Annotated in this window: 19 protein-coding genes; 13 read left to right on the forward strand and 6 right to left on the reverse strand. The window is 49.0% G+C overall.

Translation table 11 applies throughout. The features are described from left to right. Nucleotides 1–65: 65 nt before the first annotated feature. Nucleotides 66–305: a hypothetical protein gene (locus DRJ53_RS17780; protein WP_114237011.1), complete on the reverse strand. Its 240-nt coding sequence runs from the start codon at nucleotides 303–305 to the stop codon at nucleotides 66–68. 226 nt (nucleotides 306–531) lie between these two features. Here DRJ53_RS17780 and DRJ53_RS17785 point away from each other — a divergent pair, with 226 nt between their 5' ends. From DRJ53_RS17785 to rodA, 4 genes are all read left to right on the forward strand, one after another. Next, nucleotides 532–1,629 carry a glycosyltransferase gene (locus DRJ53_RS17785; RefSeq protein ID WP_114237012.1) on the forward strand — a complete coding sequence of 366 codons (1,098 nt, stop codon included), beginning with the start codon at nucleotides 532–534 and terminating at the stop codon, nucleotides 1,627–1,629. 5 nt (nucleotides 1,630–1,634) lie between these two features. Then, on the forward strand, nucleotides 1,635–2,528 hold the full coding sequence (locus DRJ53_RS17790) for a DMT family transporter (protein ID WP_162303916.1): 894 nt from the start codon (nucleotides 1,635–1,637) through the stop codon (nucleotides 2,526–2,528). A gap of 183 nt (nucleotides 2,529–2,711) precedes the next feature. Further along, nucleotides 2,712–4,850 (forward strand): penicillin-binding protein 2, encoded by a 2,139-nt coding sequence (gene mrdA, locus DRJ53_RS17795; protein WP_114237014.1) that lies wholly within the window; start codon nucleotides 2,712–2,714, stop codon nucleotides 4,848–4,850. After that, complete coding sequence (gene rodA, locus DRJ53_RS17800) at nucleotides 4,840–6,177, forward strand: rod shape-determining protein RodA (RefSeq protein WP_114237015.1); 1,338 nt, start codon at nucleotides 4,840–4,842, stop codon at nucleotides 6,175–6,177. The genes mrdA and rodA overlap by 11 nt, the downstream gene beginning before the upstream one ends. A gap of 460 nt (nucleotides 6,178–6,637) precedes the next feature. Here rodA and DRJ53_RS17805 read toward each other — a convergent pair whose 3' ends face one another. Continuing rightward, nucleotides 6,638–6,817, reverse strand: a complete 180-nt coding sequence (locus DRJ53_RS17805) for a hypothetical protein (protein ID WP_114237016.1) — start codon at nucleotides 6,815–6,817, stop codon at nucleotides 6,638–6,640. Between DRJ53_RS17805 and DRJ53_RS17810 the strand changes: the two genes are divergently transcribed. Then, nucleotides 6,816–7,622: an MBL fold metallo-hydrolase gene (locus DRJ53_RS17810; protein ID WP_114237017.1), complete on the forward strand. Its 807-nt coding sequence runs from the start codon at nucleotides 6,816–6,818 to the stop codon at nucleotides 7,620–7,622. The two genes, DRJ53_RS17805 and DRJ53_RS17810, sit on opposite strands and share 2 nt — an antisense overlap. A gap of 320 nt (nucleotides 7,623–7,942) precedes the next feature. On the opposite strand, the gene DRJ53_RS17815 is transcribed toward DRJ53_RS17810, so the two are convergent. Then, nucleotides 7,943–9,004 (reverse strand): serine hydrolase domain-containing protein, encoded by a 1,062-nt coding sequence (locus tag DRJ53_RS17815; protein WP_114237041.1) that lies wholly within the window; start codon nucleotides 9,002–9,004, stop codon nucleotides 7,943–7,945. A 128-nt stretch (nucleotides 9,005–9,132) separates the two neighbouring features. On the opposite strand from DRJ53_RS17815, the gene DRJ53_RS17820 reads away from it, so the two are divergent. From DRJ53_RS17820 to DRJ53_RS17850, 7 genes are all read left to right on the forward strand, one after another. Continuing rightward, on the forward strand, nucleotides 9,133–10,467 hold the full coding sequence (locus DRJ53_RS17820) for a DEAD/DEAH box helicase (RefSeq protein WP_241558600.1): 1,335 nt from the start codon (nucleotides 9,133–9,135) through the stop codon (nucleotides 10,465–10,467). A 9-nt stretch (nucleotides 10,468–10,476) separates the two neighbouring features. Beyond that, nucleotides 10,477–10,683, forward strand: a complete 207-nt coding sequence (locus tag DRJ53_RS17825) for a VF530 family protein (protein ID WP_114237018.1) — start codon at nucleotides 10,477–10,479, stop codon at nucleotides 10,681–10,683. A 651-nt stretch (nucleotides 10,684–11,334) separates the two neighbouring features. Continuing rightward, entirely contained in the window at nucleotides 11,335–13,338 is a 2,004-nt protein-coding gene (locus tag DRJ53_RS17830) for an ATP-binding protein (protein ID WP_114237019.1), read from the forward strand. Nucleotides 13,339–13,637: 299 nt separating this feature from the next. Further along, complete coding sequence (locus DRJ53_RS17835; RefSeq protein WP_114237020.1) at nucleotides 13,638–14,075, forward strand: VOC family protein; 438 nt, start codon at nucleotides 13,638–13,640, stop codon at nucleotides 14,073–14,075. 39 nt (nucleotides 14,076–14,114) lie between these two features. Further along, nucleotides 14,115–14,546 carry a VOC family protein gene (locus DRJ53_RS17840; protein WP_114237021.1) on the forward strand — a complete coding sequence of 144 codons (432 nt, stop codon included), beginning with the start codon at nucleotides 14,115–14,117 and terminating at the stop codon, nucleotides 14,544–14,546. Between the two features lie 92 nt (nucleotides 14,547–14,638). Continuing rightward, nucleotides 14,639–15,385, forward strand: a complete 747-nt coding sequence (locus DRJ53_RS17845) for a class I SAM-dependent methyltransferase (protein ID WP_114237022.1) — start codon at nucleotides 14,639–14,641, stop codon at nucleotides 15,383–15,385. A gap of 254 nt (nucleotides 15,386–15,639) precedes the next feature. Beyond that, nucleotides 15,640–16,773 carry a TlpA disulfide reductase family protein gene (locus DRJ53_RS17850; protein ID WP_114237023.1) on the forward strand — a complete coding sequence of 378 codons (1,134 nt, stop codon included), beginning with the start codon at nucleotides 15,640–15,642 and terminating at the stop codon, nucleotides 16,771–16,773. Nucleotides 16,774–17,032: 259 nt separating this feature from the next. Here the strand turns inward: DRJ53_RS17850 and DRJ53_RS17855 are convergent, their stop codons facing one another. After that, on the reverse strand, nucleotides 17,033–17,926 hold the full coding sequence (locus tag DRJ53_RS17855; protein ID WP_206609819.1) for an NAD-dependent epimerase/dehydratase family protein: 894 nt from the start codon (nucleotides 17,924–17,926) through the stop codon (nucleotides 17,033–17,035). Nucleotides 17,927–18,183: 257 nt separating this feature from the next. Here DRJ53_RS17855 and DRJ53_RS17860 point away from each other — a divergent pair, with 257 nt between their 5' ends. Continuing rightward, nucleotides 18,184–18,960: an SDR family NAD(P)-dependent oxidoreductase gene (locus DRJ53_RS17860; protein WP_114237024.1), complete on the forward strand. Its 777-nt coding sequence runs from the start codon at nucleotides 18,184–18,186 to the stop codon at nucleotides 18,958–18,960. A 231-nt stretch (nucleotides 18,961–19,191) separates the two neighbouring features. Here DRJ53_RS17860 and DRJ53_RS17865 read toward each other — a convergent pair whose 3' ends face one another. Together DRJ53_RS17865 and DRJ53_RS17870 are read right to left on the reverse strand one after the other, a co-directional pair. Then, a complete protein-coding gene (locus tag DRJ53_RS17865; RefSeq protein ID WP_162303917.1) occupies nucleotides 19,192–19,947 on the reverse strand; it encodes an ABC transporter permease in 756 nt (251 codons plus the stop codon). Continuing rightward, nucleotides 19,944–20,858 carry an ABC transporter ATP-binding protein gene (locus DRJ53_RS17870; RefSeq protein ID WP_114237026.1) on the reverse strand — a complete coding sequence of 305 codons (915 nt, stop codon included), beginning with the start codon at nucleotides 20,856–20,858 and terminating at the stop codon, nucleotides 19,944–19,946. The genes DRJ53_RS17865 and DRJ53_RS17870 overlap by 4 nt, the downstream gene beginning before the upstream one ends. Nucleotides 20,859–20,879 lie beyond the last annotated feature (21 nt).

Raw genomic sequence — 20,879 nt, forward strand, 5'->3', positions numbered from 1 at the left:
GGTCCGAAGTCAGAAGATTATTTAAATTCCATCTTCCGACTTCGGACTTCCGTCTTCGGTCTTTCCTAATTCCTATTGATCAAAAAATGAAACGGCTTCAGCTCGGCATCTTCAATGGCGCGGAGCAAAGCGGATCGTTTGTGGGTAATGCGGGTTCTTCTGGCCAGTTCATGCGCCTGGCAAAAAATGTTCAGACATTCTACCTGGCGCAATATGCGGTGCAGGCATTCAACCGTGTTTTCCAGCGATTCCTGACCCATTCCCGACTTATACAAAACCAAAAGATCGCGGTTGTGGTTTTTCATACTGCAATCATTTTTTAAAAAAGCCTACCATCCTTTCTGCGAGGGGCAGCCACAATTGCTCTTTTTGCTGGAGCCGGTGTAATAGTTTTTCTGGCATCCCTCGAACACAAAAAGCATGGTCAATAACAGTGCCACGGCAGCAAGACGGTTTTTCATTCCTGTTTTTTTAAGATAACTGAATATTGAACAAATTAGTATTTAAAATGGCTGAAGGGAGGTGAAAAATATGCCTGATACAGGTAGTGGCAAAAAAAAAGTGCTGGTAGCACCCCTCGACTGGGGTTTGGGCCATACAACCCGCGCCATTCCCATCATTCACAGCCTGCTGCAGCGCGGCCACCGGGTGTACCTGGTGGGCAACAGCCAGCAGAAAAGTCTTTTACAGGCTGAATTTCCCCAACTCACTTACCTGCCGCTGGCGGGCTATGGTATAAAATATGGGGTTTCGGCTGTACAAACGGCAGCGCTGCTGCTGCGCCAGATTCCACAAATTTGGGCCGCGATACAGGCGGAAAAGCAATGGCTGGCGCAAATGATGTCAGTGCACAGCTTCGATGCGGTGATTTCCGATAACCGTTACGGCCTTTATCACCCAAAAGCACATTGCACCGTCATCACCCATCAGTTGCGCATCCAGGCACCGGTGGCGGCCGGACTGGTGCAGCGCATGCATTTTTCCCTGCTCCAAAAATTCAACGCCTGCTGGGTGCCCGATGTGGCCGGGGCGCCTGGATTGGCTGGCGCATTATCGCATCCTCATCGCCTGCCTGCCATGCCTTTGCGGTACGTGGGCCCGCTAAGCCGGTTTGCAACGGGGCAACCGCAGCCGGAGCAAAGCGGTTTGCTGGTGCTGCTCTCCGGCCCCGAGCCGCAACGCACCCTTTTTGAAAACATCCTGTTGCCGCAACTGGTAAACGCTAAAATGCCGGTAACCCTGGTTCGTGGCCTGCCCGGCAGCCAGCAGGTGCTTCCCCCCGTTCCCGGTGTGCAGGTGTTCAATCATTTGCCTACAAAAGATTTGCAGGAAGCCATGCAGCGGGCATCCCTGGTGGTTTGCCGCAGCGGCTACAGTTCGGTGATGGACCTGGCCGCACTGGGCAAGCGCTCCATCGTGGTGCCTACACCCGGCCAAACCGAACAGGCTTATCTTGCACGGCATTTGCACCAGTCGGGCTTTGCGCTGGCGCAGCAACAGCAGGGTTTTGATTTAAAAAAAGCATTGAAAAAGGCGGCACATTTTACCTATCACTTTCCCGAACCAGGCACAACCGACCTGCTGGCCGCAGCCCTCGACGAGTGGGAAGCAAATGCATCATCCATCTGAATAACTTGAACGCTACAACACCATCGAATAAATTGTCGGCGCATGCCGCCGTACTGGCTACCAACCTGGCTTTTGCAGCCAATTTTAGTTTTGTAAAAATGATCTCGCCGCGGCCGGTGGCACCGCTGGCCATCAACATGCTGCGGGTGGGTTTTAGCCTGCTGCTGTTTTGGCTCTTGTGGCTGGCGGCAAAAGAAAAGCAAGGCATCCGCAGGGAGCACATCGGTCGCTTTGTGCTGTGCGGCCTTACCGGTGTAGCCATCAACCAAATGGCTTTTATCAAAGGGCTGACGCTTACTTCCACCGTGCATGCAGCCTTGCTCGGGCTGGCCACACCGCTGATCATTACCCTGTTTGCCGTGTGGATTTTAAAGGAAAAACTAACCCTTGCCAAAGGAAGTGGCCTGTTGCTGGGCATTGGTGGCGCCGTGCTGCTCATCGCCTCCAAAACCGGCACCGGTGCCGGCTCCAACCCGCTCCTGGGCGATGCACTGGTGCTGCTCAATGCCGTTTCGTACGCAGCGTATTTTATTTTGGTAAAACCGCTGATGCAAACGTATTCGGCGCTGCATGTAATGCGGTGGATGTTCACTTTTGGATTGCTCTTTATTTTGCCTTTTGCCTGGGCCGATACGGCGGCCATCGGTTGGGATGAATTGAACCCCGGCGGATTTGGTGCGCTGGCATTTATTGTAGTGGCCGGCACTTTTATGGCATATGTGTTCAATGCATATGGCATTCGCCAACTGGGCGCTGCCACTACGGGCTCTTACATTTACACACAGCCGGTTTTTGCCGTGCTGCTGGCTTCTTTTTTTCTTGCCGAAACCATAAGCTTCGACAAAGTGCTGGCTGCGGTGCTGATTTTCGCCGGGGTGTACCTGGTAGGAAGGAAGTAAGTCTAAATTTAAAGTTCAAAAATCCGAAATCCGAAATCGTCGTTTTGCCCTTTTTCCGGGCTTTACCAAAATATTAGCCATTCCCGCCGAAATAGTTTTGCGGGTATGCATCCGAATGGCAAATTTTGCAACTGAAACACCTATTCATTCCGGCAGCCAACGGCACATATCTTTTAACCCACTATGTCTGTGTTCAACCAATCCAGGACGTATATCATCCGGATTATTTTTTTCGCAACCTTTCTTGTTATCCTGGCGCAGCTGTTCAACCTGCAGGTGCTTTCGAGCAAGTACCAGCAGCTGGCGCAGGAAAATGCCGTTTTCCGTAAGGTGGTGTACCCGCCCCGCGGAATTGTGTACGACCGCGAAGGCCGCGCCATTGTAAACAATACGCTGATTTACGACCTGATGGTAACCCCATCGGAAATGCGCAACGTGGACACGGCCTATATGTGCCAGTTGCTGGAAATAGACACGGCGGAGTTCCGCAAAAGGGTGATCACAGCCATCATCAAAAACGGCCGCTACCGCCCCACGGCATTTGAAAGCCTGCTGGCGCCGGAAAAATATGCCCGCCTCGAGGAAAATATGTGGCGCTTTGGATCGGGGTTTTTCCTGCAGGAGCGCCCGGTACGAACCTATCCGTTTAATGCCGGTGCCCACTTTATGGGCTACATCGGTGAAGCCGATTCGGGCATCATCAACCGCTCGGGTGGTTTTTACAAACCCGGCGACTATGTAGGCCGCTCCGGCATTGAAGCTTACTACGAACGCATGCTAATGGGGCAACGCGGTGTGCAATTCCTCATCAAAGACAACCGCAACCGCCTGGTGGGTTCATACGAAAACGGGGAATTTGACTCGGCGGCCATTGCCGGCCGTGGCGTGCAAACGTTTATCGACATTGAAGTGCAGCAGCTGGCCGAAAAGCTGATGACCAATAAAGTGGGTGCCGTGGTGGCCATTGAGCCCAAAACCGGCGGCATCATTGCCATGGTATCGGGGCCCAACTTTAGCCCTGAGGCACTGACCGGCCCCAACTTTAAAAAAACCTACAGCAAGTTTGTGCTCGATGTGTCGAGGCCACTGCTCAACCGCGCTATCAAAGGGCAATACCCACCGGGTTCTACCTTTAAGCCGCTGGGCGGACTGGTAGCGCTGGACCAGGGCCTCATTACCGCCGGTTTTGGTTATCCGTGCGGCGGCCGCTATTATGCCTGCGGCATCGGCAAACCTGGTTGTACCCACGCCGGCGGTGGCCACGCAGCCGACCTGCGCCGCGCCATTGCCAACTCGTGCAACTCGTATTTTACCCATGTATACCGCATGGCGGTGGACAACCCTAAATGGGGCAATGTAAAAGACGGCTACGCCAAATGGCAGGAATACATGAATGCGTTTGGCCTCGGTATTCGGCTGGGCGTGGACCTGCCCTCGGAAGACCGCGGCAATATTCCCGACACGGCGCGCTACAACAAAGTGTACCGCAATACCTGGAGCTCCTGTACCAACCTTACCCTCGGCATTGGGCAGGATATGATGACGGCCACACCGTTGCAACTGGCCAACGCCATGTGCGTTATTGCCAACAAAGGATATTACTACACGCCGCATATTGTAAAATCGGTGGACAACGAAACACCGCAGGATACCATTTTGCATAAGTTTCGGCAAAAGCACGAAGTGCTGACCCATATCCCGGATTCGGCCTTTAATGCCATTATCTGGGGCATGCAGGATGTGGTAACTGCCGGTACGGCAAGGGCCGCCGCCATCCCGGGCATCAATATTTGCGCAAAAACCGGCACCGCTCAAAACTTCCGGATCATTGGCGGTAAAAAAGTGGAGCTGAACGAAAACTCGATGTTCGTGGCTTTTGCGCCCCGCGAAAATCCAAAGATTGCCATTGCGGTAGTGGTGGAAAACGCAGGTTACGGCTCCACCTCGGCGGCGCCCATTGCATCGCTGCTGATGGAAAAATACCTGAATGATACCCTGCGTCCTGAAAGCATTAAAAAAGCCGACGCTATGGCTGCCCGCAACCTGATGCCTTCCATCCTGAAGCGGGAGCAGTTTATTTTCGACTCGCTGCGGGCCGTTGAATGGTTTAAGATCACCAAGGACAGCGCCTACCTGCGCAAGTTTTGGAACAGCACCCGCGAAGAGCAGCGGAAACGCGACTCGATCAACAACGCCAATAAAAAAGCCGACACACCAACAGCGCCCAAACCACAACGCGTGGCTTATCACCTGTTTGAAGCCGTGCTGCCCCAGGAACATTTTATGAACGCCGGAAAACCAACCACCACACATGTCGCGTAACCAACCAACAATTTCCAAAGGGGTAGACCAGGTTATGATCTGGCTGTACCTGCTGCTGGTGGGCATTGGGCTGCTGGCCATTTTTGCCGTTACCTACCGCGAAGGCGACCCGGTGCTGGCTTCGTTCCTGGGTTTTAAAACCGACTACAGCAAGCAGGCGTTCTTTTTTGTGCTGGCTGCTATTTTAGCCACATTTATCCTGCTTACGGATTCTAAATTTTTTACCGCTACTGCCAACATCTGGTATGCCTTCGGCATGTTGCTGATGCTGCTGGTATTTCCATTTCACTCCGAGGTAAAGGGCACCGAGTCCATTATCCGGTTTGGCTCCATACAGTTTCAGCCGGCCGAGTTTTGTAAAGTAAGCGTGTGCCTGGCGCTGGCAAAATACCTGTCCCGCCCCGATACCGATTTTACCAAAGGACGGTCGCAGCTGATTGCTGCAGGCATTGCCCTGCTGCCGGCGGTATTGTCTATTTTACAAAGCGAAACCGGGCTGGCCCTGGTGTACTTTGCTTTTTTCCTGGTCATGTACCGCGAAGGCTTGTCGCCAACGGTGCTGATCGTGGGCTTTTCGGCCGCCGTGCTGGTTATTGCCACCATCCTGATGGAGCCCAATACACTGGCCATTGTACTCACTATTATTGCCGCACTAACGGCCTGGAGTATGCGCAGGCAGATCCGCCGCCGCAAATCGGTGTTGGTGAGCATTGTGCTGGTGTGGCTGCTTTGCGTGGGGGTACAGCGTTTTGCGGTGCCGTTCATTTTCCAGAACGTGCTGCAAAAACACCAGGTGGAGCGCATCTTTACCCTGTTTGGTACCGACAACCCGTACAGCGGCGTACCCAGCGAGGTGCAGGCAGCCAGTGGGGTAAAAAAAGAAGCGGTTTCCGATTACAACGTAAAGCAATCAAAGATCGCCATTGGCTCGGGCGGCGTGCTGGGCAAGGGCCTGCTGAAGGGCACCCAAACGCGGTACGACTTTGTGCCGGAGCAGCGCACCGACTTTATCTTTTGCACCATCGGCGAGGGCTTTGGTTTTGTAGGCACCACCACCTTGCTGCTCATTTACCTGTTCCTGCTTTTTCGCATCGCCATCATTGCCGAGCGGCAGCGCAGCGTGTTTAGCCGCGTATATGCTTACGGCGTCGCGTCGGTATTCTTTTTCCATATCGCCATCAACGTGGCCATGACAGTTGGCCTGGCGCCGGTGATCGGCATCCCGCTGCCTTTTGTAAGCTATGGCGGCACATCGCTCATTACGTTTACCATTTTGTTGTTCATCCTCATTCGCCTCGATGCAGACCGGCAGATGGTGCTGCGGTAGCCAAACAATCATCTGCGATGAGCACATCGCTTGAGCATAAGTCACAAAGCTTCCATCTCTTCAAGAGATGGAAGCTTTTTTTATGTAACCGGCTGTAGTAATGCTATTGAGCGCCTGTTGCGTCGCACACTTGTACGTTCTGTATCATTATTCGGCTTTTATCTATGCACCTGTAGCAAGCTGTTTCTTTTTATTAGCTGTCATGCCGAACTCGTTTCGGCATCTCCTTGTGCTCTTGTAAACTCCGCGAAGTGTCGGAGATGCCGAAACAAGTTCGGCATGACAGACACTGAGTGTAATAAGTGTCCTATACCACCGCTGATAATGCCCTTTCCTCGTAATCCTCTTTGCCACCAATTACGCTTTTTGCCTTGTCATCCTGAGCGCAGCGAAGGATCTGATCCTGCACCGGAATAAGCCATCAAATGGGAAAGGCATTATAGCAGCACTATTTCTTACATTAAACACCTAGGTGCTTCGCTGCGCTCAGGATGACAAACAGCAGAACAAACCATTTCCGGAACAGCAAAATCTTGAAACCAAACAGCTGCCCGGCCATAGTTTTTCCAGCCAACAAATAATGTCCGAACTTGCCGCCGTTATCGAAACCATTGAAATAAAACTTCTCGACCTCAATCATGTCCGATCAAAATAGCAGCAGCGCCGACCTGGGTTCCTCCTCCACGGGGGCAAGGGGTGGCATTTTCCCACTTTCCGAAGGCACTTTCTCCATCGACAAAACAAAGATGTTTGTACCCTTCGACCTGGAAAAAGACCAGCGGCCGGCCGGCGCTATCCTGGTGGAGATCCAGCCGTTTTTGGTAAAAACCAGCAAAGACCTGTTGCTGCTCGATTGCGGCCTGGGCTACACGCTGCCCAACGGCAAACTGCAACTGCACGAGAACATCCGCAAAGCGGGCTTTGAGCCGGAGCAGGTAACCAAAGTGTTGCTATCGCACCTGCACAAAGACCATGCAGGCGGCATTGGCAACCCCGAAAGCGGACGCTTTGCCGGCGGCCATGTGCTGAACCTGCCCAACGCAGTGTATTATGTGCAGCAGCGCGAACTGGACTATGCCTGGCAAACCGGCGGCCCTTCATTTTTGATGGACGAACTGGAGCCGCTGATGCACTCGCCGCAGGTGCAGTTCATGCACGATGATCATGGCTTTATTGATGATTATATCGAATACCGCCACACCGACGGCCATTCGCCGTTTCACCAGGTGTTTTGGATTCACGATGAAGGACAAACGATTTTCTTTGGTGGCGATGAAGCGCCGCAATTGTCGCAGATGAAAGTGCGCTATAAAACCAAGTACGATTATAATCCCGACCGCGCCATGGAACTGCGCCAGCAGTTTTGGGCCGAAGGCATCGAAAAAGGCTGGACCTTTTTGTTTTACCACGATATCAAACACCCGATGCATCCGGCGGCGCAGTAACAAAGGCTCACTCGGTACAATAACTTATAAGGCTCTTATGTTGTTCGCCCGGGGTCTTCGCATCAGGCCTATGTACGCTGGCTTTGTTGCAAGACCCTAGGCGGACAGCCGAATGCCCATGCACATAGGCTTCCCAGTGAAGACGTCGAGAGTAATGGAGTTATACAACAGTTTTTAAGATAGCATTCGACAAACAAAACTGCAACCCCACAAGCAAAGACCATCAGTTTAACCGGAAAAATATTAAGCGCTGCCAGTAACCCACACGGTTGCATTTAACGCCATTCAAAAAATGCCGATAATGCGCACCGCCAATGCCGCTAGCGGATCACTGCATTGATCTTTTCCCACAGCGCTGCATCAAAACCCGACACTGCAAACCGTGGGTTGGCCGGGTCCGATACTTCTCCCATTCTTACCACCACCATATTTTTCTCGGGCACCACGTACAGGCGCTGGTCCTCTGCACCCATGGCCGCATACATGCCCGCCGGTGCATTGGGCACCAGCGCACCGCCAAACGTTGCCTGGCTGCCGGGTACCATATGCTTGGCCCTGCCGTTGAGCCACCATAGGTAGCCGTAAGATGGGTTGATGTTTTGCGAAGGCGCAATGCTTTCCTTAAAAAAAGCCTCGTCCACCACCTGCTCGTTGTTCCACTTGCCCTTGTGCAGCGCCAGCAGCCCAAACCGCGCCATGCTGCGGGTGTTGCTGTGGTAAACCCTGAAAATGACGCCATTGGCCCAAAAGCCTTCCATGCCAATCTTGTTGCGGAGGCGTGTGTTGAAATACGTTTCAAACTTTTGGTTGGCTGCACTTTCCACTACATCCATCAGTTTTTGAAAGACGTTGTGGTACGACCACCGCGTGCCGGCATCGGCCAGGTAAGTAAGCGTGGCTGGCCGCACCAGCTCGTACTGGTCGTTGAGGCCCGAGGTCATCGACAGCAGGTGCCTGGGCGTGATCATGGACTCTTTTTCCGGCGGTGCGCTGGTCCAGCCGGCGCCCAGGTATTGCGCAGCGCTGTTGTTGATGCGCAGCAGGCCTTCTTGCTGCGCAATGCCTACCGTGGCTGTTACCAGCGTTTTTCCTGCGCTGTTCCATTGCCATGCGGTAGTAGCCGTGTGCCCGTTGAAATATTCTTCCACCGCAATACGGCCGTTCACCAGGATCATAAACGACCGCGTATTTTTTTGCCGTAAAAATGTTTTCAGGTCTTCCAGCGCTGCCTCGTTCCAGCCCAGGCTGCTGCGGCTTTGGGTTTCCCAGGCAGCATCATTTCCGGGATAATAAGCGGCATCGTTCTCCGGATTGTTCGGTGTGTCTTTCTTGCACGAGGTAAGCAACAACAGGGTGAAAAACAGCAGAATGGATTTGCTCATAAACGGGTGCATGATTAGTTACAGACCATGGGGCGTAAAAATAGTTTAACAGCCACCACTTGCACTGCATCCTGGTTGCGGTTAGCAAAGCATACCACCGTTCTGCTTCCTACCTTCGCACTACATTTATGAACATGCGATTTGAGGATTTTAAGCTGGAGAAACGTTTATTGAATGCCGTAACCGACCTGGGTTATGCCACACCCACCACCATACAGGAGCGGGTGTTTTCGGTGGTAATGAGTGGCGCCGATGTTTGCGGCATTGCACAAACCGGCACGGGCAAAACACTGGCGTACCTGCTGCCCCTGCTCAACCAATGGAAATATTCCAAAACAAAAGACCCGCAGATATTGGTGCTGGTACCCACCCGCGAACTGGTGGTGCAGGTAGTGGATGCCGTAAACCGCCTGGCGGCACAATTAAGCGTTACCACCATTGGGCTATATGGCGGCGTCAACATCAACACGCAGCGCCTGGAGCTGCAGCCTGGTTGCGATGTGCTGGTGGCCACACCCGGCCGCCTGTACGACCTAGCCGTGACCGGTGCGTTCAAAATAAAATCCATCAAAAAGCTGGTGATCGACGAGGTGGATGAAATGCTGGCCTTGGGCTTTCGGCCTCAGTTGCAAAACATCATGGACCTGCTGCCGCAGCGCCGCCAAAACCTGCTGTTTTCGGCTACGCTAACCGAAGATGTGTCTGCGCTGCTCGATACCTATTTCGACAATCCGGTGCGGGTGGAAGCCGCACCTGCCGGCACACCGCTGAAGCAGATTGAACAGGCAGCTTACGAAGTGCCGAACTTTTATACCAAGGTGGCGCTGCTGCAACTGTTGCTGCGTGAAGACCATACGATGTCGAAAGTGCTGGTGTTTGCCGCCACCAAAAGCCTGGCCGACGACCTGTTTGCCGAACTCGAACCCGCATTTGGCGATAGCATTGGGATCATCCACTCCAACAAAGCGCAGAACGACCGGTTTCAAACCGTACAGCGCTTTAAGGACGGTACATACCGCCTCATCATTGCCACCGATATTGTGGCCCGCGGCATCGACATTGCCGAAGTGACGCATGTGGTGAACTTCGACCTGCCCGAGAGCCCCGAAAATTATATGCACCGCATTGGCCGCACAGGCCGTGCCGACCGCCAAGGGCATGCCATTAGTTTTATTACGGAAAGGGACAGTGCAGCAAAAGAGGAGATCGAAGCGTTTATGCAGCTGCAGATACCGGTGCTGGACCTGCCGCCGCACCTCGAAATATCAACGCGGCTTACCGACGATGAACTGCCCAAGGTACACATGAAAGTGCCGCCCGTTGACCTGCCGAAAAAAGAGGAGCGGGGCGCTTCTTTTCACCAGAAATCGGCCAAGAATATGAAGGTAAATGTGCGGGTTAGCCACAAGGAAAAAATGATGCTCAAATACGGCAAGCCTAAAAAGCGGCCGGGAAAAAAATAAATATTGGCAATGGTATCAAACGACCCGCTGCACGGCAAAACGCTGGAAGCCATCCTCAACCACCTCGTTGCCCATTTTGGGTGGGAAGAGCTGGGCCGGCGCATCCGCATCAATTGTTTTATCAAAGACCCCAGCATCAAATCGAGCCTCACGTTTTTGCGCAAAACGCCCTGGGCCAGGAAAAAGGTGGAAGAACTGTATATCCGTAGTTTGTAAGCTGGGCCTAACGGCCAAGTGTAGCCGCACGATCATGTTTCATCCTGCCTGCTGCATCGTAGAAGCGCTGTAGTCCGCGCCATTGTTGGTGTGCCGCATTGCTTTTATGCATGGGCTGCACCAGCCACCACTGTGTAAGGATTTACTATCAGCCCGCGGCATCGCTTCAGGCCCCTTGTGGACTAAGGGGGCGTTGGTCATTGGCAACAGTCACCCAACATTGCAATCATTTCGCAGCTCGCCCGGGGTCTTCGCAAGTCGGCCTATGTGGTTTGGCTTTGTGGCGAGACCCAGAGTTTTATATCGACTATTGCAGTTCTGCTCATGCAAAAGGAAACAGCCCCAAATTTACCTAAACACATTTAGCTTTTATCCTTACGAGACCGCTGCCGGAGTAAACAAAAACCGTGCTCTTGAAAAGGAAGCAACGATCTGTCGGGAGATGGTACGTGGGGCGTAACGGTTGGAAAAGGTGTATTGGCAATTGTTCTATCCTAGCGTTTTGCTACAAAGGCATTACAGAAGGCTTTTTGAAAAAAGTTTGGGATGGCGAGAAATTATAGCTACGGTGTTGCCAACTCGATGACCATTTTCATATATTAGTCTATCTTTTTATTTTACTAGCATTGAGTTTTTACTTTAAAAATAATTATGTCTACAGTTATCAAAAGCATGGAAGTTGGAATTTTACAACACATCACTTTAAACGTTCCAGGAATTTCAATCAATGAAAAGAATATTATCAGTTTATTAGCCAAGGTTTTTAAAGTCACTTTTGTTAAAGCTACTGTATTTAAGAACTATCATTACGTATACGGCTTTCTGAAGCCAACATCTGAACTTCAAGAAAAATATCGTCTTCAAAACGAAATATTAGTACTTATTAGTGATAATGAGCATTTTGATGGTCGCTCGTTCGACTATGTTGATAAACTTTTATTTGAGTTTCAGAATAGGTTAGATAAGTTATGCGTCTTGTTTGTAAGCAAAGACAAAAAACTAAAAGAAAAAGTAAGAACACACGTTCAGCATAATGCGGAGAGTCGAATAGTTATTCCTTTCTCATATTTAGATTTTCTAAAGGGGGATGCAAAGCAAACTATTTTGCATCGGTTAAAGGAGTTTTTCTACGGCAGAGATTTATTTGCATTTGAATCCCCACTTCAAAACGATACTTATTTCTTTGGAAGGAATGAAGTCGTCCAGTTCTTTTATGATAAGTTCAAAACCGGTGAAAATAGTGGACTTTTCGGTTTGCGGAAGATTGGGAAAACTTCTGTTCTTTTTGCATTGAGACGTTATCTTGCCTTTAGAAACGAAATCCCAATTTTTCTTGATTGCCAAGAGCCATCTTTCCATTTGCGAAGATGGTTTGATGCTTTAGAATATGTAATAAGAAATACAGTACAATATTTAAAATCAGATTTGCAGATTGATATTGAAGTATCTAGTGATTCCTACAGTGATTTGAATGCCTCGGAAAGATTCCAAAACGATCTACTGCATATAAATTCTCAAATTGATCAAAAGCGTATTTTAATAATCTTTGATGAAATTGAAAGTATAACTTTTGGAATCTCACCATCACAGCATTGGTTTGAAGGAGGGGATTTTATCTATTTTTGGCAGGCGATAAGAGCTATCTATCAAAAAAGACCTAACCTGTTCTCTTTTATAATTGCTGGAGTAAATCCAAAAGCAATAGAAACTAGCGTGATAAACGGATTCGATAATCCGATATACCGAATGATAACAGCTACTTACTTAAAATTCTTTGATACAAAATCAACAAAGGATATGGTTAGTGGTATAGGTAATTATATGGGTATGAATTTCGATGAAGAGATTTACACGTACTTATCTGAAGACTATGGGGGGCACCCTTTCCTAATTAGGCAGGTTTGTTCAAAAATGCACCAACAGTTGTCAAAAAATAGGCCTGTTCAAGTGTCACGGTACATGTATAAAGAAAATAAAGAGTTGTATGACATTCACTTAAGGGATTACATCGAGTTGATGATTGGTATTCTTCAAAAATGGTATCCCTCTGAATATGAGTTGATAGAACTATTAGCAATCGAAGACCTCAAAACATTTGAAGAAAGAGTTAGTGGTTTCGATAAAATGGTTGAGCACTTAATTGGATATAATCTTATTGAAAAATCCGATACGCGATATCACATAAAGATAGAAGCGATTAAGAAATATCTTTTAGAAAAAACAAAACTGCTTAAAGTTAATTTGCCAATAGAGGATAAGTGGAAATTGGTTGCAGAGAAAAGGAATGTTCTCGAATTGGATTTAAGAAAAGCAGTGAAAATGCTTATCAAAGCAAACTATGGTGCTCTTAAAGGAAAAGAAAGGTTTCTTTCTACAGTTGAAGAAAATAGACGCAATCGGTTGAATGCTTTTGATCTGCACGGTATATTTAACGAAGGTGAAATTTATCTAAATGATTTGAAGACCTATATCTTAAAAAACTGGGATGATTTTAATAAGGTGTTTCCCGATAGAAACTATTTTGAATTGTCAATGCAGATGATTAACCGCTATCGAATTGATGCACACGCAAAAGATATATCACACGAGCAAATGGTTCAGTTGCTAAGTTGCATTAATGAACTTCAGAGTCGAATTTCTTCATTTCTAGAGTAACGTTATTGGCCATTAATAGGCTGACCTTCCTGTTTATTTTGTATTCGGTCTTGCTTGATTTCTCAGTTGATGCTGCTTATCTATTTGGAATAAATATTGATATCCTTGTTTAAGGAACGTTACTTTCTGCCTGGCTCTCTCCACAAGGCCACCACACACAGGCCATCTTGCGAAGCCCCCGCGGCGGACTTCGCTTTCATCGCATGCACTCACCTGACGCAAAAAACACGCTACATTGTCGCAACCACCCCGGCCAGGCTGTTGGCTACCACCTATTTTTGAAACAACAAAATTTAGCCATGGCACTGATCAACCCGCACATCAACTTCAACGGAAACGCCGAAGAAGCATTCAATTTTTATAAATCGGTTTTTGGTGGCGAGTTCGCCAACATTGTTCGTTTTAAAGACCTGCCGCCCGGCGGACATCCCATTGCAGCACACGAAGCCGAAAAGATCATGCACATTGCCCTGCCCATTGGCCCCAACGTTTTAATGGGCAATGATGTGCCGGAGGCCATGGGCAAAACAAATGAGCGGGAGAACCGGTCCAAGATTTCGATTGGCGCAGAAAGCCGCGGGGAAGCCGACAAAATATTCCACGGACTATCGGCAGGCGGTGAGGTGGAAATGCCGATACAGGATAGTCCCTGGGGCTCTTATTTTGGCATGTTCCGCGATAAATATGGCATCGAATGGATGGTGGATTATGATGCACGGCACCAAGGCAAAATCTAAACGAGCAACAGCTGCATTCAAAACAAAAAATCACCCAACATGGCAAAGCAAATCTTTATCAACCTCGCGGTAAAAAACCTGCAACAATCTGCGGCCTTTTATACGGCTTTGGGCTTTACGGTTAATCCGCAGTTCTCCGACGATACCGCTAAATGCATGGTGTGGAGCGACAGCATTTATGTAATGCTGCTGACCCACGACAAGTTCTCCTCTTTTATCAACAAGCCCATTGCCGACACCAAATCCGCGGTGGCCGGGTTGTTCTCCCTATCAGTTGACAGTGTGGGTGAAGTGAACAACATGGTGGAGGCCGGGCTGGCCGCTGGCGGAATAGAACCAACCGAGCTGCGGGACTATGGCTTTATGCAGCAACGCACCATCGAAGATGTTGACGGCCACACCTGGGAAGTGTTTTACATGGATATGTCCAAGCTTCCCGCACAGCAGCCCCAGGCAGCGCAAACAGCGTAGCAGGCCGTGGCTGTGTATGGTGGCCGGTCCTTTGTTCGCAGTAATTACCCCGGCCCGCAACCAGCACAGCACGGTGTTTGTTTTGATGGCATATGCAATCCTTTCTTTTCCTCTTTACCCTGTTGGTGAGCCTTTCGCTGCAGCGGTGCAGCCCCGTAGGTGGCGGCACCGCCAGCCCTGCCACCGATACGGCTTATACGTTTAAAACCCCGCACCGCGATGGTATTGGCAAACTGTACCTGGGCCGCGAAATTGCGCATGTAATGAGTGCAAACGGAGCCGGCTGGCTGGAGCGCAGTACCCGCCAACTGGAGGAAGATGCCGATGCCGCCATTGCCGCCCTGCCCATTGCACCGGGCAGCGTGGTGGCCGATATTGGTGCCGGCAGCGGCTACTATACTTTTCGCATGGCCCGCAGGGTGCCGCAGGGCAGGGTGTATGCCGTGGAAGTGCAGGACGAGTTTGTGGGTTCGCTAAAGGCCCGCGCTGCGCAGGAAGGTGCAGCAAATGTAACGGTGGTAAAAGGGGGTGAGCAGGCACCCAACCTACCGGATGGTTCCATCGACCTGGCTATTATGGTGGATGTGTACCACGAGCTGGCTTACCCGCGGGAAATGCTGCAGGCCCTGTACAAAGCGCTGCGACCGGAAGGACAGTTGCTGTTGCTGGAGTACCGCGCCGAAGACCCGTCCATTCCCATAAAAGAGCTGCATAAAATGAGCGTGGCGCAAGCCAAAAAGGAACTGGCTGTCAGTGGTTTTGAGCTGGCACGGAACGGGCAGTTCCTGCCCATTCAACATTATCTGCTATTCCGGAAAAAGGGTGGGGCAAAACAATGATTTGGTACGAATGCAATCTGGAATAAACAATACCACAAATCAATAATAGCTAAAAAGTAAACTTTGATGCTTTAAAGAAAATGAGACTTTGTTTATGGAAATATAAAAATTGATACTCATAGGTTGGCGTTGCGTACAAAAGCTTTTATGCAAGCCGAAGGGCATTCATGATTTGCAGATCGAAGACTTTCTGTGAATTTATTGAAGGCCATTCACTTCATAAACAATAGAAACCATAAACCAACCTTAATCATATGAGGTATTATCTGCTAGCCATCCTAATAACCGGGGTCATTAAAAGTTATGGGCAAAATGGTGCAGTTGACAAGCCTGGTGCATTTTCTATTTCAGGCAAACTTGTAAATCGGGACACTGGTATCATTGTCCTTTGGTATCCCAACACGGCAGGGGTATTTATAAAGGATACATCTTATTTAAAGGATGGATATTTTAATTTTAAAGGCGAGATATGTGAACCTTCTTTTGCACATTTTATTGGATCCAATAGACCTGGCAATTATGCAGATTTTTTTCTGGAGGTAGGGGAGCAGCAAGTGCTTATTGAGGAAAACAAATTCTCGGATTTGAAATTTGAAGGTAGTAACACGCAAAAGGAAAATGATGTGCTCAATATGGAGTTGCGGGAACTGGATCAATTGGCTGAATTAATAGCGGAAGAGCACAAGAAGCTTAAGGGCAATGCAGCTGACTCCTTAGATACCAACAAGCAAAACAAGATGCACGAGCTGGAAAAAAAACTTGTAGCAGTTGGAACAAAGAAGAAGCAATTAAGAATGGAGTTTATAAAACGTCACCCTGACTCGTATGTGAGTCCAACGGAGTTATTAACTATAATGAACTCAATTTATACCAATGAAGCAATTACCCTCTATAGCACTTTAACTGACAAGATCAAAAAAAGCAGAGCTGGTAAGTTATGTGCAATTGAAATCGCTAATCGACAAAAGTTGCTTGCAGGTAACCCCTTTCCAGACTTTACAACTATTGATATAGAAGGCAAAAACTTTTCTTTAACTAATCAAAAAGGAAAATATGTCCTGGTCGATTTCTGGGCCAGTTGGTGTTTGCCCTGCAGAAAGGCTGTACCTCAGCTTAAAGAGATCCATGCCCGATATGCTGAAAGGGGGTTTAATATTATAGGTATTTCCACAGATAAAGACAAAAACCAGTGGCTGAATGCGGTGAAAGCCGACCAGGTTGGAGCCTGGATCAACATCCACGCTGCTGATAGTTTGAGGGAGTTGTTTACTGCCGTACAGGTTTTACCAACACAATTTTTACTTGACCCTTATGGCAAAATTATTTGGAGTTCATTGGAAAAAAATAACGAGTCATTGGAGCAGGTATTAGCAAGTAGATTGAACTAACAATACTAAATGTGTTTCCTGTCGGCCAGAAGTCTTCGCAGCTAGCCCTGTGCGCAGCCCCTATGGCAAAATTCCGGGGTGATAGCTTTTACCGCCATTGCTGGTGTGTAGCGAATGTTTTTATGCTCTTGTTTGTATTGAAGCGAGTCATTGCCGCGACTGCGCATAAGTAACAAGAAGGTGCTATATACCCAAATGAACCTACGAAAATTCAAGGCACACAGCAGGCCGCAGTTTACCCAGCATTTTAAAATAACACTCAGTCGCCTTTTACATATTTCCGCCAATTGTGTTGTTCCCTGAACCCTAATATGTCACGGATCTTTCGATTGGAAAACAGGGCTTCATGTTCCTCCAATTCGCGGGTAATGGGCACACCGGGAAAAAATTGGCTAGCCAATTCCTTGCTGGGAATAATGGCACCGTTGTGATCATTACCTGCATTGAACACCTGGTAGCCAAGGCCGTCTTTTTGCAAACACAGATCAACAATTTGTCCCAAGTCACGGGCATCAATATAGCAGAATGCATTCCTGCGGCGTACTTCCGGGTTTTTGAAGTAATGCGGAAACAGTTCGGCATATTCGTGTGGCTCAATCACATTACCAATTCGAAGGGCATAAATGTCAAAGCCGGACCGGCGTTGAAAGGCGCGGGCTGTTTGCTCATTCAACACCTTCGATAAGCCATAGCTATCCATAGGGTCAACATCATAATCCTCCTCCAGGGGCAAAACCTTCGGGTCTGTTTTGCCATCTGAAAAGCAAATCCCATAAGTAGTTTCCGACGAAGCAATAATGATCTTTTTGATGCCCAGCTTAACCGCTGCTTCAATCACGTTATAGGTACCGATGGTGTTCACCCGGAACGTTTCATTATCAGGCCTGATCAGGATCCGGGGCACGGCAGCAAAATGTACTACCGCATCAAATTTTGGTATGCCATTACCTCCTTCCAACTCATCCAGCCCGGCGTATGAACTTAGGGCATTGAACATTTGCCCCGAATCCGTGATATCGGCTACCAGGTTATCTACACCTGGGTGGTTCAAAGGCGCCAGGTCTACATTCATTACCCTATGCCCCTGGTCCAGCAGGTAGGGTATCACGTGTTTTCCAGCTTTTCCCGATCCGCCCGTAAAAAATATTCTCATGTTCGACATGTATGCACTTGTTGATAATGATTTCGTTTTTGCCCCTGTGCCCTTGTAGGCTGCACATTCCATACCCGTTTCACCAATCGTAGTTACAAATGTAGGGAGAATGGAAAAGGGCTACAGTGCGGGCTGCAACGAGCACGGGCCCTGGCTGCGGTTTATACTAACGCTATATGGATAACCAAGTGGGTCAGCTCGGGAAAACCGAATAAGAAACAGCGATCAAAGCAAGCGTAAAACCGTAAAATTGGGGCATGAAAAAGAGCATTCTAGATCTTTTCAAATTAAACGGGCAGGTAGCATTGATTGTAGGGGGTAACCGGGGCCTTGGTCTTTCAATGGCACAAGCACTGGCCGAAGGGGGTGCCGCCATTTCCATTGCAGCCCGCGATACGGCCGTTAATGAAGCGGCTGCAAAACAATTGCAAGCCGATTATGGTGTTGCCGTGATCAGCAACTGCTGTGATGTGACGGAGGAAGGGAGCATTCAAGCCGCTGTTGAAAAGACCATAGCGCAGTTTGGAAAAATTGATATTCTGGTCAATTCTGCCGGCATCAATATCCGCGGCCCGATTGAAGACATAACGCTTGAAGATTTTAATAAGGTGCAACAGGTAAATGTTACCGGTTCCTGGCTGGCATGCCGCGCAGTAATTCCGTTTATGAAGCAAAAGGGCTATGGTCGGATCATCAACATGGGCTCCATGTTATCCCTAACCGCTATTCCCGATCGTACACCATATGCTACCAGTAAAGGAGCCATACTGCAATTAACCCGCTCCCTTGCTATGGAAGTGGCAGGCGAAGGCATTACGGTCAATGCAATTTTGCCTGGCCCCTTTGCTACTGAAATAAATCTTCCCCTATTGAATGACCCGGAAAAGTATAAAGCTTTTGTTGCTAAAATACCGGTTGGCCGTTGGGGTGAGCTGCATGAAATAGGAGGGATTGCTTTATACCTGTCCAGTCCTGCATCCAGCTTCACCACAGGAAGTTGCATCTCTGTGGACGGAGGCTGGGTTGCTATTTAGCGGCTGCAATCAATTATAGAAAAAACATACGCGAAGACCCCTGGCATACATGGAACAAAAGAGACTCCTGAAACGTAAAAGTTCAGGGGTCTCTTTTGATGTCCGCCCGGGGTCTTCGCAGATGGCTTTGTGTGCCGGATGCTGTGGCGAGACCCCGGGTGGACAGAACCCCCGAAGGCTCAAGCCGGCGATAAGAGCACTTTCCCTTCTTTGCGCTACCTGCTGATCTAATTAAGCACTAACCCTTCGATTCCGGAATTGGATGTACGCAATGCTGAGGAACACCACGGCGGTGATGATCGCATACCATTGGTAGGTTACAATGTTTGCTTTGTAATCGGGCATCACACTTAAAATAGTAAACGCATATGGGAAATATTCTACCAGGTCTGTTTTAAATTGAAACAGCATCATGGGCGACATAAACCATCCGACCAACCCAATTGCAAGCGGTGCTACGAAATTGCGGAACCGGAGCGAAATCCAGAATTGAATGGCACTTAATCCCAGGCTCAGTATCCAGGTTTGCATATTCACCGTTAGGATTTGGTAGAGATCAAGCTTGCCCCCGTATATGGCAGGGTCCATAATTTCGATAATGCCCCCAGTGAGGGCAGTAAAGAGATTATAGGAGAGGAGAAACAGCAGCACCATCCCCTGCAGCACCCAAAACTTTCCAAGAAAGATATTGATCTTGGGCTGTGGCGAACTGAGCACCTGTTTCCATGTTTTATCCCGGTTCTCGATCTGCATCATCAAGGCACAAACCAGGATAATATAAAACGGCAGCAGCGCTATGCAAATCGGTTCGCGACCTTCCAGGAAGTGCTGGGTCCATGGCAGGCCTTGCTGCAGCTTTTCGTCCGGCTCCATATGCTCCAGGAACGACATGAGCGGGCCAAAAGCAGCAGCCGCCACGCACAGGTAAACGGCAAGTGTTCGTTTCAACTTTAATGTTTCGGAACGGAGCGATAGCAGTATACTCACGATGCGTCAGTTGTAAGGTTGATGAAAAGTTGTTCCAGGTTGTTTTCTTCCGGTTGTAGCAGGAAAAGATCAAGGTTGGACTCCATAACACTTCTGGCTATGGCAGCGATGTCGTTGTTGCTGCTGCAGTGAACAGCAATCGCATCACCCACTACCTGTGGCCCGTATGTGGCCAGCAAGGGGAGCGCCGCCGTGTTATCCGAGGTTTTGATCAGCAGCCGCGCATCTTTTTGCCGCAATGCGTGCAGCTGCGGCAGGGTGCCTTCAAACAGCATCTTGCCTTTGTAGATGATGCCGAGATGGCTCACCATTTTTTCTACTTCCGAAAGAATATGGCTCGAGATCACGATGGTCATCCCATGCTGTTGATTCAGGTCCTTCACTAATTGGCGCAGTTCAATGATGCCGCCTGGATCTAATCCATTGGATGGTTCATCTAAAATCAGTAGTTCGGGGTTGGGCAAAAGTGCAACGGCAATGGCTAAGCGCTGTTTCATACCCAGCGAGAATTTCTTCGTTGTTTTTTTACCCGTGTCTTCCAGTCCTACAATTTGCAGCACCTCTTTTATTCGTTCCCGCTTCACCCCATAAAATGGGCGATATATTTCCAGGTTTTCTTTTGCCGTTAAGTGGCTGTACAGTGAAGGCGTTTCAATGAGTGACCCTATTTTCTTCAGGATATTGATCCGGCTGGCATGCAGGTGCTGGCCAAAAATTTCAATATCACCTCTTTGATGAGGCAACAAACCCAGTAACAGGCTAAGCGTAGTTGTTTTGCCCGAACCGTTAGGTCCCAGGAAGCCATAAATGCTTCCCCTCTCTACATTCAGGTTTATGCCAAACAGCGTTTGCACATTTTTGGAATAGTGATAAGAAAGGCCTGTGGTTTTTATTGCGCAAGAATTATTCATGGACCATTTTTTTTGCTGGCG

The organism is Paracnuella aquatica, assembly GCF_003332885.2.
GTDB lineage: Bacteria > Bacteroidota > Bacteroidia > Chitinophagales > Chitinophagaceae > Flavisolibacter > Flavisolibacter aquaticus.